This is a genomic window from Candidatus Clostridium radicumherbarum (assembly GCF_045310525.1).
GTDB lineage: Bacteria > Bacillota > Clostridia > Clostridiales > Clostridiaceae > Clostridium_AT > Clostridium_AT radicumherbarum.
The window spans coordinates 25,279-39,061 of sequence record NZ_JBJHZY010000003.1 but is presented as its reverse complement, the minus strand read 5'-3'; the positions used below and the strand labels follow the sequence as shown (position 1 = coordinate 39,061).

Sequence of the window (13,783 nt, the reverse complement as noted above, 5' to 3'; positions counted from 1 at the left end):
TTAGTGACTTTGAATATTTCTTACATGAAAATCCAAAATTATTACTATTTGATAAAGCATAATTAAAAAAAGATTATACCAATATAGATGTCAAATGGTAAAATACTACTGTGGTTACTACGTGTAATAGAATGTTTATTTTAAAAATATACCGAACTGGTTATTTATAGTATATTTATTATGTACAAAAAAACACTGCCGATATTTATATCGACAGTAAAAAAATATTAAGCTCATGCCTTTTTCATACTCTTTATGATTGAAATAACTTCTTCTTTTTCTATCCCCTTTGAAAAAGAAAGCGAGTAAGAAGAACCATCCTTTGCCCAAGTTGCAAGGTTGATCATAGATTTGTTTCCTTTAAACACAACTTTGGCATCTCCAATTCCTGCCACATTAGATTCTTCATAGGCTCTATAATCACCGCTAATATCCTTTGCTCCTTTAGCTTCTCTATATATTATTTCATTACTTCCATCTGTATATATAATTTGTGCCAATTCTCTTGATATAACCGAAGTTTTATCAATTTTATAACCTGTTGGAAGTTTTCCCGGTATTTGCAGCTGGAATGGAACAACTTTCTTTAGCTCTTCAATCCCTTCGGTATTTACAATCTGGTAAGGAATTAAAACCTGCCCTCCTGGCTTAGTATTAGTTCCATTAGAATTGTTTGCTGATTGATTTCTCTGAATATGCTGACTTACATCGTTATTATTCATAATTGATGGATAGATGAATATGGCTCCAATTACAACAGCACACCCAGCAGCAATGCCAAAGGGTCTCATCCATTTATACTTCTGCTGCTTTTTCGTCTCTATATTTAATTCATTCTTACTTGTAATATTCTTTAGAATTCTTTCCTCCATTTGAGGAGAAACTTTGATTTTTTCCATTGCAGAATGATATTTATTCATAAAAATCATACTCCCCTTTCAGCTTATTTTTAAGTATTCCTCTTGCCCGGAACAAAAGTGAACGTACTGTTGATTCTTTTTTTTGAAGAAGAGAGGAAATTTCAGAGGTGGAATACCCCTCGTAATAAAAAAGATGGATTACTTCTCGATACTTTATAGGTAGGTTATGAACTGCCTCCAACGCCTCTAATTCTTCGTCTGCTATACTTTCTGCCGTGAGATCTTCTGGAATTTCCATAGTTTTTAACCAGGCAGATTTTAATTTATTTTTACTTAGGTTAATTGCCACACGCATCAGCCATGCTTTTTCATGTTCTGTACTTGAAAAAACAGGTTTACTTTTTATCAAATTGAGCAGAGTATCCTGCAGAACATCCTCTGCATCAGAAATACTATGCAAATATGAATATGATAATCTTAAAATCGTGTTTCCGTACTCTTTTAATGCGTGCACTACTATCTCATCTGTGCACATTGAAACGTTGGGCACTTTACTCCCCTCTTTCATTTGTAAGCATTCTGTAGAATTATACTATGATATCATTTGATATATCCTATATGGTATCTAAAAAAGGAACAAATGAAACTCTCAATTCTCCTTTTCAATAGATAAACTAATTATTTAATACTTTCAACCATTGTTGAAACTGCTTTTTCATTAACAGCTTCGGCAAAGGACAAAGAAAAGCTTACCCCTTCCTTGGTCCATGTAGCAAGATTGATACCATCACTTTTACCTTTTATAACAACCTTAGTATTTCCAGCAGTAATAGTTTTAACTACATCATAAGCATTATAATCACCACTAATATCGGAATTTCCTGCAACTGTTCGGTATATAATTTTTAAATCGCCTTTCTTGTAAGTAACCTCAGCCATACTGCCGTTTATAACTTTAATACCGTTCATTTGATAACCATCTGGTAGAACTGTAGGTATCACAAAGTTAAATCCTGCTGCTTTTCTTGCTTCATCCAAAGTACTGTATTCTTTCATTGGGTTAGGAATTTGCTTTGAAGACAATTCTTTGTTTGGTTTAGTAGAACTTGAATTCAGAGAAGCGCTTGCTTTGATATTCTTAACGTCATAGGTATAAACACCCACGGAAATAATAATTGCAACACATATGAAACTAATAATAAAATTTTTCATTTTAAAATATTCCTCTCTTTGCATATATTGTTTTGAAGATTAACTTCTATCCTATATACAAATGAGCTTGTGAAAATGTTGCATTTTTTTTAAAAATTTTAATTATTAATAGTAGTAATAAAGGCTATGATACTGTGGTATCAAAAATAACAAGTATTGTAGGGAAGAATGGTACAAATAATGAATTTGATGTTTACTATGAATTTTTTCATTTGAGTATTAGATATAGACCAGCGGTTGAGTGTAAAGATAAGAGGAATCCTGTATCAATTGGTGAAGTAAGTGATTAGATCCAAATTAAATGAATTAGCTAATATAGCAGGGGTTATGGTTGCTAGATCAGGCTATCAATCTGGCGCAATAGATTATGCTAAACCCTCAGACAAAAAATCAGCTTCATTTTGGATGAAGGAGCACATAAAAGAATGCAGCCACTGCAGTGAATGGTCTAAAAACTACGAGAAACTGACCCCTATACACAAATCAGTAAGGCTCATAAATACTTATGAAAATAGGAAGTAATAATATAAAGACAGCAGAAATATGAAATATATTCTTTGCTGTCTTTGTTTTTTAACTTATGTAGAAATATAAATGTTTTTAAAACTTTTTGTATTCTTTTAGCGTCAATTATTAAGAAAGGCCATAAAACGCTAAATATTTTATTTATATTTTAGCTTGAATCTTAATTTTAAAATTTAGTAATTGATTAATGAAAGGAGATTTTTATGTTAAATAATACGCAAAGCCATAGTTATATAGCTAGCTTAGATGGGCTTCGAGCCTTTGCAGTATTAGCCGTAATAGCATACCACTTTGGCTTCAGTTGGGCTGGAGGAGGCTTTTTAGGGGTTGATATATTCTTTGTTATATCTGGTTATCTTATAACATCTAATATTTTAGCATTACAAGAAAATAACCATAATTTTAGTTTTCGTGAATTTTGGATTAGACGTATTCGAAGGTTGTTACCAGCTGCTTATGTAATGATAATAATAACTTTTGTATGGGCTGCGCTATTGCATCCCGAAATAGTGAGCACAATAAAGGGAGATGCAGCTTCCTCTCTTGTTTATATAAGCAATTGGTGGTTTATTTTTCATAAACTTTCTTATTTCAATAGTTTTGGACAACCATCACCTTTAAAGAATCTTTGGTCCTTAGCAATAGAAGAACAATTCTACATAATATGGCCTATTGTGCTTATAACAGGTCTAAAGGTTTTTAAAAAACGAACAAAGCTTTCCAAATTTGTTTTTATGGCAGCATTATGTTCAGCTACGTTAATGGCTATACTGTATATACCAGGAGAGGATCCCAGCCGTGTCTATTATGGGACAGATACTCGTGCCTTTGAGCTACTTATAGGGGGGTGGCTGGCTATTATTTATCCAATGAACAGAATATCCTCTAAAAAAATATCTGTTAAGCAAAAAACTGCATTAAATATTACAAGTATAATTACTTTTTCTGTATTTATTATTAGTGTTATTTTCACCAATGAATATCAATCATTTCTATATAGAGGAGGAATGTTACTTATTAGTTTAAATGCAGCCATACTTATAGCTTGCATTTCACATCCTAGCTGTTATTTAGGTCGTTTACTTTCATTGAAGCCTTTAAGCTGGCTGGGTAAGAGATCCTATGGAATTTATCTTTGGCATTATCCTATAATTGTTTTAAGTACTCCAGTTTATGAAATTGGAAATCCAGCATACTGGGGTGTGTGCTTGCAAATAGTTATTATAATTATTATTGCTGAACTTTCATATCGCTTCATTGAAATGCCTATTCGAAAATATGGATTTAAGAAAATATTAATGAAGTACTTGTCTATTAAAGTAAAAAACCCTGTTTTAGCTAGAGGAATTTCCGTTATGATTATACTACCTTTAGTAATTTCTTTATTTACCTCTTGTATCAAAGGTGTTCAGAAAGATAAAGCTCAAGCAGAAAAGAATGAATCATCTACAATTGAAATAGAAATAAATAATTCAAAACAGTCTTCTAAAATTGAAGATTCTAATACAAGCTCTGCTGATGATTCTAAGGCTAGCTCTATTGAAGAAAATAAAGCAAGTTCTAAGTCTACCGGTAAGACTTATAATAAAATGCTGGCCATTGGAGATTCTATCATGCTAGATATTGCTGCAGATTTAAATAAAAAACATACTAATCTAACAATTGATGCTAAGGTTGGTAGGCAATTAAATCAAGCAGTTGAATTAGCCCATGCATATTCTGCTTTTAATAATGCAGATAATGCAGTTATCATTGAGCTTGGAACAAATGGTTATTTTACTGACAAACAGATAGATACTTTACTTAGTTCATTCTCAAAAGCACATATTTATTTAATAAATACCCGTGTGCCGCGTCCATGGGAAAAGGTAGTAAATGAAACTTTAAATAAAAAGTCTATGGAAAACAAAAACATTACACTAGTTGATTGGTATTCTTCAGCAATTAATCATCCTGAATACTTTTCATCTGACGGTGTGCATTTGAACCCTAATGGGGTACAAGCCTTAACATCCCTTATAGACCAAGCTATAATAAGCGGAAAATGATATACCCTATAGTCTAGACACTACTTTATAGTTATTAGCTTAATAATATGCAATTTTGAGGTAATTTAAAATAAAAAGTATAAGGCATATATATGCCTTATACTTTCAATCCACTTCCTTTTATTTCAGCCATTTAATTTAGTGCTATCTAAAATATTTAATTAGCCTTATTACTTCTATTACAAATATAAGTACAACCAAAAACAAACAAATACCTCTTATATATAAGCTGCCATAATATTTTCTCCAAAACTCTCTATCTCCTGGTTTTGGTTTAACATCAACTAGGAACTCTTCACAAACCTTTATTTCCTCACTGCAGTCCGTAATAGAGTTATAAAGCTTTAGGCACTCACCACATTCTTGAAAGTGCTTCTCTACTGCGTCTTTTGTATCACTTGATACTTTCCCAGCTGCATAAAAAGGAAGCAAGTCTCTTATAAGAAAACACTTCATATGTTATCACCTTCACTTTCAAAGAGGAGCTTAAATTGAATTCTAGCTCTATAGATAACTATCTTTACCTTAGATAAATTCCATCCAGAAAGCTCTGCAATCTCAGCGTAAGAAAATTCCATTACATCGCATAGAATTAGCGCAGTTCGATGCTCTTCCTTAAGTAGATTCAATACTTTTCTTACCCGCTCTCTTCTTTCTCTCTTCTCCAAAGAATCCTCTGGTATACCCTCCTCAGATAAAAAATCAGCTTCATTTGTATTATCCAAAGTGGTCATACCATATTTTGTTTCCCTTTTATACCAGGTAGCATATAAATTATGAGCTATAGTATAAAGCCAAGTTTTAACAGAGCAGTCACCTCTATAAGTAGATAAGCTCTTGAAGGCTCTAAGAAAAACCTCCTGTGATAGTTCTTCTGAAATTTCTTTACTTCCTGTTTGATAGAATAAATAAGTATAGATATAGGGTCTGTATTTTTCATAAAGCTCTTCTATGTTCTGTATAGCTTCCATCTAGTCCACCTAAGTACCAATCCAAACAGACATCCAAAGGGCTATGAATATTATTAATCCCATTCCAATAGATACAATTAGCTTTGTCTTTTTAATTACATCTTTTGCCTCGTCATACATGTCCTTTTGTACGCTTGTATCTATAACTTTATCCTTTTTATCTTTCTCGTAGTCTTTAGACCATTCACTGCAGTGGCTACATTCTTTTATGTGCTCATTCATCCAAATCCTAGTCTCTTCTTCAGTTTCACCTTGAAGGAAAGCTTCATATAAGTCTTTAAAAATTGAACATTGGCTCTTACCCACTCTCATATTTTTCACCTACCCATTAATAACTTACAGGCTCTACCATACCTGTATTCACATCTACTAAATAATATAACTTTTCTGAACTCATAAATGGCACTACTCCCACTCTCCATTTAAGTTCCGTATTATTATAATCATCTGTTGTTAATACCAAAGCAGCCTTCACTGTATAAATTTTAAAAGGATTGAACCTTTCTTCTACTAATTTAATAGCTTCCTTGCTATTAATTTTGAAGGCATTACTTGAATATTTACTATTATCCGGGACTATATTCTGCCTAAAATTTACCAGTTCCCCCTTGATGTTGACAAGTGTTTCAATTGTTATTTTTATCCCTGGAATTTTACCTATAAAGTTGTACTGTCCATAGGAGTATGATTTTCCAAGCTGTGTTTCTTTAAAATCTGCTTTAGCCCATAATGAGGTTATGGCTTTTGCATAGTTAATAGCCTTTCCTCTGTTTTTTATGGTGCCTTCCATTGTCTTATCAAATTTGTTATCAACCTTTAAGTTGTTATAGTTAATTATTTCACCACTTGTAGCATCAATTTCAAAGCTATCACCATTTTCGCAAGTTATATCCACACCACTTCTCCAAATTTCTCTAATACTAGTTATGACGTAATTAGGAGTACTTTTGTTAAGCTTTTTATAAAAATCATTTAAAATTACCTTTATCTGTGATTCATTAATCTTAACCTCTGAATAATCTTTAATATTAAAGACTCCTGTTATACTTAAATACTTTAACCTTGAATCATTATTCCATATGAATTCACACATTGGAAAGGTATCAGTGAGCTTACCATCAGTATATTTATGATAAAAGCTTATAGTATAGTCACCATTTTTCATCCAATTCTTTACATCAACTATATCAGGATTATAGCTATACCCAAGTTGCTTTAAGAAGTTTAAACTTTTTTTCATAAGCTCTGCTTTATTAAAACTTATACTGCCGATTCCTGCTTTTTGATAATCATTTCGCGTGATTCCCAGAGTTCTACCATCCACACCTAAAACCCTAATGTCATATTCTCCAAGTTGAAGTTCATAATCTTTGCCGATATAAGAATTGGATACTTTCTTAATAAGCAGTTTATCATTTTTGTCATCAAGGGCCCCTCTAATTCTTTTTTCCATGTCATTTAGGGAAAAATTCTTTACATCTTTATAAAAAATATTACTTACTGTATAAGCTTGTTCGTTTTCTATTAATGTCCATAAATTATAAAAAGGATTAGCAGCAAAGATAAAGATGATAGGAGGTATTAATAATAACGGCATGTATATTTTTATTTGGAGGTCTGCCATAATTAAATCATAAATTCCAAGCAGGAGCATAAAAGCTGCAAAAGGCAGCATTAGCTTTAAGGACTTAAACTTATAGGCACAAGTAAGTGTAATTACTGTAGTTATGAAGAAGGCAGCAAAATAGGTCAGTTTTCTTCTCCAATAGTATTGATAAAATATATAAATACAAGCCGCTGGTAATGGTATCAATAACAGTGTCTCTATACCACCACTATAAAGGCCTTGAAAAATCCCTAAAACTAATCCGAAGACTAAAGGAATGCTCATCATTGATATATCGAAGGTATAAATAAAGCCTCTATATTTCTTTATACCTATGGTTAATAAATAATATATTCCTACTACTGCAATGTATCCCCAAAACAGAAAATGAACTAATTGTATTGCAGCGTCCCACTTAGCATTATAAATTGGCCTATATTTATCGTAGGTTGTCATCTGATGAGCAAATTCTATTGTAAACCCAAGAAACATTAATATTCTTGCAGCAATGCCTGCATAAATCATATTACGTTCAAAAAGTTGTTTCTTTAAAAACAGATGAACTATATATACAATGCTCATAATAATTATGGAAGTACTCATTAAGTACAGCGTAATGTTGCTGATAATCATATAATTATTAATATGACTTATTAATTTATCTAAAATCATTTATATCCCTTTCTTTCCTAATGTTGGTTCATCTATATATATAGACTACCAACATTAGGAAAAGTTACAGGGAAAATTAAATATTTTTAAGTAACCACTAACTTCTTTAAAGCAACTATTCTATAGGAATAGTAATTTTAAGGTCAGGATACTTAGCTATTAGATTTTAATTGATGTATAAGTAGATTCTTTATGTTAGTATCATTTATTAAAGTTACGCTAGTGACTCTGCTATCCTTATTAATTCAGATTTAGGTATTTTACTGCCACATACATTATAAAATTTGCTATCCTTTATAAACATAACCTGAGTCCAACCACCATTAGATTCACAAATAAAGGCTTCAACGCCTTTTATAATTCCCTTTTCTGTTAAATTAATTGGATTTAATGGTGTATCTGTAACTGCGTTTGATTGAACAATGATTAGCTGTTTTTCGTTATTTCCTTTGTATTCCTCTGTATAATAATCATAGGTCTTTTTACTTTTGGGATCATCTTCATTAATTATTTCTTTTTTGAGGGTAACATCTACTTCCTTTAAATCCCCTAGATCTATAGTTGGTTTCTCTATTTTAAAAGTAATTTCCTTCTGAATCCTATCTTTGTCTTTAATTTCTTCATTCTTGATTTTTATATTATCAAGAACCCCTTTTGGCACTTCTTTATCAATCATATTAATACCATTATCTTTGTTTCCCTCAATTTTATTCTGGTCCAATGGGTTACTTGATATATTAGTAATAGATACCTGCTTATTCTGTGTTATTATTATGGGTAAAACAAAAGTAATAAAAAGAATAATTATCACTCCAAACGCTTCACTAATGCGTAAAAATGATAAGTAACTTCTAAATTTCTTAGTGACCTTTGTTAAAATATTACCTTGAGATTTGTCTATATTAGATAAAATATAATTCAATGTTTCAATTTCTTTATTTTGGCTTAGCTCTACCTTAACAGCCTCTTGCTCATAAGAATTTTTAATTATATCATCGAGATTCATATATAGGACCTCCCACTGTATTATTAAAACTTGAGTTATATTCACTATCTAATAAGTCCTTCAGTATTTTCTTTCCATAATATAACCTTGATTTAATTGTCCCTTCAGAACAGCCCATTATATCTGCTATTTCTTTTAAGCTCATATTATTAAAATAAAATAATGTAAGAACAACCCTATGTTTATTAGGCAAACCATATATGCAATGCATAATTGCATCTTTCATTTCATTTTGAATAACTATGTTATCAGGAACATTTTGCTCATCTCTATCAGGTTTATTTAAACTTGAATTTTCATCTAATTCTAATAAATTGTTTTTTTTATCTTTCTTTAAAAGCTTAAAACAATAATTAACAGTAATTTTATAAAGCCATGCTTCAAAAGCTTCTGGAGCATTTAACTTATATATCTTTAAGTACACCTGCAAAAATGTTTCTTGAACAACATCTTCAGCATACTGACAATCTTTCAAAATAAAATAAGCGGTGCTATAAACCTTTGACCTATAGGTATTATAAATTAATATAAAAGCATCTCTGTCTCCCTCCTTAATCCTTTCTATTACACTACAGTTAATCAAAGCCTCACCCCGCTTCCATTAGACATTTTTTAATTTCACTTATATAGATACTTAAAAATAAAAAAGGTTCAACGTATGTACTAAAATTTATAAACTTTTACATTTCTTATCGATTTATCTTGGTATATATTCTATAATTTTTTCTCCAATCCTTCCAATTAGAATTACACTATTAATAAAAGTTGGGATTGAAAGATAAGTATATGAGAATAAAATGACACAAGAGAAATCGTTCTAAGATAATTTTTATTAAAGAGGATTTTGAAAAGCGTTTATGGAATATATTTGTAAATAAAATCTCAAAAGTTGTAAAAAGTTTATCTCTTCGCGAACATTTTATATGTTTTATTTATCTAATAGATGTAATGATTTTTAATAGATTTAAATTATCTATCAAGGAGGTAGTGAAGTGCAAATTGCATCACTGATTACAAAAGGGATTGATACAGAACTATATGTTCGGCTCTCCAAAAAAGGAGATAAGCAGGCTTTTGAAAGACTTATCCAAAATAACAAGGCATCAATGTATAGAATAGCATTAAGTATTCTAAGCAATAAGGAAGATATTGAAGATGCAATTCAAAATACAATAGTGAAGTCATATGTTGAAATAATTAATCTTAAGAAAGATGAATATTTTAAGACATGGTTAACTAGGATACTTCTAAACGAATGCAATAGCATATTAAAAAGAAATAAACGGTCAATACCAATATATGATCTGAAGGAAAATACTTACTTCATAGAAACCTTTCATAATCTTGAACTTACAAATGCAGTAAATTCACTTGAATATGATTTAAGAATTATAACAACATTATTTTACTTCGAAGATATGCCTCAAAAGGAAATTGCAAAATTGCTTAATATTCCCGAGGGTACTGTTAGATCAAGACTATCTAGAGCTAGAAATAAGCTGTATGAAATCCTTAAGGATGCATAGGAGGTATTTAGATATGGATAAAGACTTGTTATTAGATGATATATTAAAAGAAAAAGCTAGCAGTGAGAAATTACCAATTCCTGATGCTCTAGATTTAATAATAAAAAATACCATAGCCAACCTACCTGACGATAGGAAAAATAAAGGCACTATTCTAAAGAAATTAGCAATAGCAGCTTCCTTAGCAGTGATTATTATATGTAGTATCAGTATAGCATTCCCAGTTGCTGCAAGAAATCTTCCTGTAGTTGGCTCAGTGTTTCAATTTTTAAGTGAAAATAATATTATTGATAAAGACTATATCACCTACAAAGAGAGTTTAAATGTATCTAAATCTTCAAATGGAGTAGAAATCACAATAAATGATATAGCCTATGATGGTGTGCAGTTGGCATTAGGTTATACAGTTAAGAGTGACAAAGACCTAAAAACTGACCCATTTATTTTTAAGAGCAACATAATGATAAATGGAAAAACTGTTAATACAGGCAGTGGTGCAAGTGGATTATTTAAAGACAGCAAGTCTTATATAGGAGTTGAATATATTAATTTAGGAAACAGTTCTTCTATAAATGCTTCATCAGTAAACATAAAGATTCCTAATGAATTTTTAATAAACTTGGATATAAGAGAACTTGTTGGAGAAATAAAAGGTAATTGGGACTTTAAATTTAAAGTATCTAAAGAAAAAATAAATTTAAAGTCTAAAGAAATAAAAACTGATATTGATTTATCAGCATTAAGACCAGGACTTAAAGTTAATGGGATAATCCTGACTCCTATAAATACAGTTATAAAAACTAGTGAGAACTTTAATGGAGGATTTTATGGAGATAAGGGTGGATATTTGATATATGATGATAAAGGAAGAAAATTAAATTATAAATCAGGAAGTGGAGAAGGTTCACAAAAATCAAAGATTTACAGTAATCAATTGATATACAGTAATGCTTTAGAAGATACTCAAACAATAAATATAATCCCATATACTACTATCCAACAGTTCATGCAAAAGAAAAACAATGAGAAAGGAACAGTACCTATGGATATGAAAGAGGTTCCAATAAGCATAAACAATAACACTATACTAGATGAAGGAAAGTTAGGGGGGTATATAATAACTAAAATTGATTTTCAAAAGGATAAAACTTTAATTTATTATGAATGCAGCGATTTGATGGCTCTCTTATCCAATTCAAAGCTATGGATTGTTGATAATGATAATAAGGAATATGCCTTTTATGATGGAATCGTTAGAGAAGATCAGCCAGGAAGTAATAAATATATTGCTGAACTTCAAAATCTTGATAAGAATAAGTCCTACAAATTGAAAGCGATAGACTATGAAAAACGCTATAATATAAGAGATGATTTAAAATTTACAATTAAGATAAGGTAATTATTATCAAAAAATACATCTGACACTCTATTCAAAACTATTAACAATGTAGTAAATTGTGACATGAGTTCTATAGGTGCAATAATATAATTCTTGTATTTGGAGTAAATTAATAATTGTTTTTAATTTAATATTTATATAGAATAGAATGTGGAGTTCGTATCTCTATTGAAGAATAATAAAAAGTATAGATATAAGTCTTGAATTGAATCATTATACTTAGGTTTAAAAACACTAGGAGGATACATTATGAAAATTTCAAAGAAAGATGCCTTGGCATGGTTTGAGTTTTTTTCAATATTGCCAGAGGAAGAGGAGTTAATGACCAAACAAAAGGAGATTATGTACTCTACCTTTGCACAAATTGAGGAGGCCATTGATCATAGAAATGATATGCTAATGTCAGAAATTAAAGGTTTGAAAACCTTGGAGAACAGAACTTTATTTGTGGGAAATGAAAGCAAGTTCGCCAAAGGATGTCGTTCTTGTTTGCTTGGCACAGGACTCGGTGCAATTAGGAAAACAAATAAATGTAATATAGAGTGTAAGTTCTGTTACAATTATGGAGAACTAGATGATATTCCTCCAGTTGGCGAAGGTATGTGGGAAATTGGAGGCACAAAGTTTTATGAGAAGGATATTGATTTACTTCTATCTATCCACCAGAAGCCTACTGGTGTTGCCTACGTTTATTTAGAACCCTTCATGGAAATTGAAAAATACTATTCAATAATAAAGAAATTTAATGATGCAGGCGTTCATCAACATCTATATACAAATGGTACTTTAGCTACAGAAGAGACGTTGAAAGCATTAGGTGAAGCCGGTCTTGACGAAATACGTTTCAATCTTGGTGCTTCTAATTGTTCAGACAAGGTTATTAAAAATATTGGAATAGCGAAAAAATATATTAAAAATGTAGGTATTGAAACTCCAATGACTCCTGAGTTTTACGAAGCTTTTTTTAAGAAAAAGCAAGCGATCTTAGAGACAAACCTGGATTTTATGAATTGTGCAGAATTACACCTAAATGAGAATAACATTGATAATTACTATGGGGAAAACTTGTATATTGCAAGGCAAGGCTATATATCTCCAATTTGGAGTAGAGAATTAACTCTGAAATTCATGAAAATAGCGGATGAAGAAAAGTGGGATTTAGCAGTTCATGATTGCTCAAACTCTACTAAATTTGCTAGAGATTTAAATTTGAGCAGCAAAGAAGGCAAATGGTTTGGAGCCAGTAATTATGCCTGTGAGTTTCCAAGGATACCATACGAGGCATTTTTACCAATACTGCGTGATGACAACTTCAAATTTTTAAGTGAGGAAGATTTGCCTGAGGGCTATAAACCGGGAGAATTGATTTTTTAAAATCTTATCATTTTGTTTTCCATTAAAAAGATAAAAACCTAGCAATCTTTCACTTGCTAGGTTTCTTTTTGGTGCGACAGAGAGGTTTCAAACCCCCGACCTGTTACTAACTTACACTTACATTAGCTTCTACCCCTCTTATAGATAATTCATTTTTTAAACTTTCATTTAAAGCTTTTTTTAGTTGTTTTTTTATTTCTTCTTCAACTTTACCACTTAAAAGAAATGTTGGCACAAGCTTAAAAATTGCACCATGACTTTGTGCAATTTCTTTATGATTTTCTACGTCAACCTGAATTTTTATTTCTATCATCTTAAATTCCATCTCCTACTTTTTTATTAAAATCTAATTAGTAATTTTTAATCTTTTATCCTCTGCTGTAGAGCTTCCTTTATTTGTTTTTTGATTTCACATTCAATTTTTTAATTTATAATTCCTTCTGTAAGAATCTGATTTTTTATTTCTTAGGAATACTTTTTGCTAATTCACTGTGATTGTAAACATTAATTTTCATTGTTACTTCTAACATATAATAACTTCTCCCCCAATAATAATTTTTTTGATATTCGTTAATAATTTCCTT

At 30.6% G+C, this 13,783-nt stretch carries 16 protein-coding genes; 6 read left to right on the top strand and 10 right to left on the bottom strand.

The features are described from left to right. Nucleotides 1-233 precede the first annotated feature (233 nt). The 3 genes from ACJDUH_RS13960 to ACJDUH_RS13950 form a co-directional block, all read right to left on the bottom strand. The gene (locus ACJDUH_RS13960; RefSeq protein ID WP_406765828.1) at nucleotides 234-920 is read right to left on the bottom strand and encodes a DUF4367 domain-containing protein; all 687 of its coding nucleotides are present in this window, start codon (nucleotides 918-920) and stop codon (nucleotides 234-236) included. Continuing rightward, on the bottom strand, nucleotides 913-1,428 hold the full coding sequence (locus ACJDUH_RS13955; protein ID WP_406765827.1) for a sigma-70 family RNA polymerase sigma factor: 516 nt from the start codon (nucleotides 1,426-1,428) through the stop codon (nucleotides 913-915). The genes ACJDUH_RS13960 and ACJDUH_RS13955 overlap by 8 nt, the downstream gene beginning before the upstream one ends. 110 nt (nucleotides 1,429-1,538) lie before the next feature. Further along, nucleotides 1,539-2,072, bottom strand: a complete 534-nt coding sequence (locus tag ACJDUH_RS13950; RefSeq protein WP_406765826.1) for a DUF4367 domain-containing protein — start codon at nucleotides 2,070-2,072, stop codon at nucleotides 1,539-1,541. Between the two features lie 134 nt (nucleotides 2,073-2,206). Between ACJDUH_RS13950 and ACJDUH_RS13945 the strand changes: the two genes are divergently transcribed. The 3 genes from ACJDUH_RS13945 (at nucleotide 2,207) to ACJDUH_RS13935 (ending at nucleotide 4,645) form a co-directional block, all read left to right on the top strand. Continuing rightward, entirely contained in the window at nucleotides 2,207-2,362 is a 156-nt protein-coding gene (locus tag ACJDUH_RS13945) for a hypothetical protein (RefSeq protein ID WP_406765825.1), read from the top strand. Beyond that, nucleotides 2,355-2,594: a hypothetical protein gene (locus tag ACJDUH_RS13940; protein WP_406765824.1), complete on the top strand. Its 240-nt coding sequence runs from the start codon at nucleotides 2,355-2,357 to the stop codon at nucleotides 2,592-2,594. Before ACJDUH_RS13945 ends, ACJDUH_RS13940 begins: the two co-directional genes overlap by 8 nt. A gap of 206 nt (nucleotides 2,595-2,800) precedes the next feature. Then, nucleotides 2,801-4,645 carry an acyltransferase family protein gene (locus ACJDUH_RS13935; protein WP_406765823.1) on the top strand — a complete coding sequence of 615 codons (1,845 nt, stop codon included), beginning with the start codon at nucleotides 2,801-2,803 and terminating at the stop codon, nucleotides 4,643-4,645. A gap of 144 nt (nucleotides 4,646-4,789) precedes the next feature. Here the strand turns inward: ACJDUH_RS13935 and ACJDUH_RS13930 are convergent, their stop codons facing one another. The 6 genes from ACJDUH_RS13930 to ACJDUH_RS13905 all read right to left on the bottom strand — a co-directional run bounded on the left by ACJDUH_RS13930 (nucleotide 4,790) and on the right by ACJDUH_RS13905 (nucleotide 9,483). After that, complete coding sequence (locus ACJDUH_RS13930) at nucleotides 4,790-5,101, bottom strand: zf-HC2 domain-containing protein (protein WP_406765822.1); 312 nt, start codon at nucleotides 5,099-5,101, stop codon at nucleotides 4,790-4,792. After that, nucleotides 5,098-5,616: an RNA polymerase sigma factor gene (locus ACJDUH_RS13925; protein WP_406765821.1), complete on the bottom strand. Its 519-nt coding sequence runs from the start codon at nucleotides 5,614-5,616 to the stop codon at nucleotides 5,098-5,100. Before ACJDUH_RS13925 ends, ACJDUH_RS13930 begins: the two co-directional genes overlap by 4 nt. Nucleotides 5,617-5,625: 9 nt before the next feature. Then, nucleotides 5,626-5,928, bottom strand: a complete 303-nt coding sequence (locus ACJDUH_RS13920; protein ID WP_406765820.1) for a zf-HC2 domain-containing protein — start codon at nucleotides 5,926-5,928, stop codon at nucleotides 5,626-5,628. A 16-nt stretch (nucleotides 5,929-5,944) separates the two neighbouring features. Next, a complete protein-coding gene (locus ACJDUH_RS13915; protein ID WP_406765819.1) occupies nucleotides 5,945-7,894 on the bottom strand; it encodes an SLC5/6 family protein in 1,950 nt (649 codons plus the stop codon). 214 nt (nucleotides 7,895-8,108) lie between these two features. Beyond that, a complete protein-coding gene (locus tag ACJDUH_RS13910; protein ID WP_406765818.1) occupies nucleotides 8,109-8,900 on the bottom strand; it encodes a DUF4367 domain-containing protein in 792 nt (263 codons plus the stop codon). Next, the gene (locus ACJDUH_RS13905) at nucleotides 8,887-9,483 is read right to left on the bottom strand and encodes an RNA polymerase sigma factor (protein ID WP_406765817.1); all 597 of its coding nucleotides are present in this window, start codon (nucleotides 9,481-9,483) and stop codon (nucleotides 8,887-8,889) included. The genes ACJDUH_RS13910 and ACJDUH_RS13905 overlap by 14 nt, the downstream gene beginning before the upstream one ends. 409 nt (nucleotides 9,484-9,892) lie before the next feature. Here ACJDUH_RS13905 and ACJDUH_RS13900 point away from each other — a divergent pair, with 409 nt between their 5' ends. From ACJDUH_RS13900 to ACJDUH_RS13890, 3 genes are all read left to right on the top strand, one after another. Further along, on the top strand, nucleotides 9,893-10,426 hold the full coding sequence (locus ACJDUH_RS13900) for a sigma-70 family RNA polymerase sigma factor (protein WP_406765816.1): 534 nt from the start codon (nucleotides 9,893-9,895) through the stop codon (nucleotides 10,424-10,426). Between the two features lie 13 nt (nucleotides 10,427-10,439). Next, nucleotides 10,440-11,825, top strand: a complete 1,386-nt coding sequence (locus ACJDUH_RS13895) for a DUF4179 domain-containing protein (RefSeq protein ID WP_406765815.1) — start codon at nucleotides 10,440-10,442, stop codon at nucleotides 11,823-11,825. Nucleotides 11,826-12,074: 249 nt separating this feature from the next. Further along, complete coding sequence (locus tag ACJDUH_RS13890) at nucleotides 12,075-13,199, top strand: radical SAM protein (protein WP_406765814.1); 1,125 nt, start codon at nucleotides 12,075-12,077, stop codon at nucleotides 13,197-13,199. Nucleotides 13,200-13,305: 106 nt separating this feature from the next. On the opposite strand, the gene ACJDUH_RS13885 is transcribed toward ACJDUH_RS13890, so the two are convergent. After that, the gene (locus tag ACJDUH_RS13885; protein WP_406765813.1) at nucleotides 13,306-13,512 is read right to left on the bottom strand and encodes a hypothetical protein; all 207 of its coding nucleotides are present in this window, start codon (nucleotides 13,510-13,512) and stop codon (nucleotides 13,306-13,308) included. Between the last annotated feature and the right edge of the window lie 271 nt (nucleotides 13,513-13,783).

Excerpts from the sequence above, each read along its gene's own strand:
- ACJDUH_RS13885 (WP_406765813.1), bottom strand. The coding sequence starts at position 13,512 with ATGATAGAAATAAAAATTCAGGTTGACGTAGAAAATCATAAAGAAATT.
- ACJDUH_RS13910 (WP_406765818.1), bottom strand. The coding sequence starts at position 8,900 with ATGAATCTCGATGATATAATTAAAAATTCTTATGAGCAAGAGGCTGTT.
- ACJDUH_RS13920 (WP_406765820.1), bottom strand. The coding sequence starts at position 5,928 with ATGAGAGTGGGTAAGAGCCAATGTTCAATTTTTAAAGACTTATATGAA.
- ACJDUH_RS13925 (WP_406765821.1), bottom strand. The coding sequence starts at position 5,616 with ATGGAAGCTATACAGAACATAGAAGAGCTTTATGAAAAATACAGACCC.
- ACJDUH_RS13955 (WP_406765827.1), bottom strand. The coding sequence starts at position 1,428 with ATGAAAGAGGGGAGTAAAGTGCCCAACGTTTCAATGTGCACAGATGAG.
- ACJDUH_RS13950 (WP_406765826.1), bottom strand. The coding sequence starts at position 2,072 with ATGAAAAATTTTATTATTAGTTTCATATGTGTTGCAATTATTATTTCC.
- ACJDUH_RS13935 (WP_406765823.1), top strand. The coding sequence starts at position 2,801 with ATGTTAAATAATACGCAAAGCCATAGTTATATAGCTAGCTTAGATGGG.
- ACJDUH_RS13930 (WP_406765822.1), bottom strand. The coding sequence starts at position 5,101 with ATGAAGTGTTTTCTTATAAGAGACTTGCTTCCTTTTTATGCAGCTGGG.
- ACJDUH_RS13890 (WP_406765814.1), top strand. The coding sequence starts at position 12,075 with ATGAAAATTTCAAAGAAAGATGCCTTGGCATGGTTTGAGTTTTTTTCA.
- ACJDUH_RS13895 (WP_406765815.1), top strand. The coding sequence starts at position 10,440 with ATGGATAAAGACTTGTTATTAGATGATATATTAAAAGAAAAAGCTAGC.
- ACJDUH_RS13915 (WP_406765819.1), bottom strand. The coding sequence starts at position 7,894 with ATGATTTTAGATAAATTAATAAGTCATATTAATAATTATATGATTATC.
- ACJDUH_RS13960 (WP_406765828.1), bottom strand. The coding sequence starts at position 920 with ATGAATAAATATCATTCTGCAATGGAAAAAATCAAAGTTTCTCCTCAA.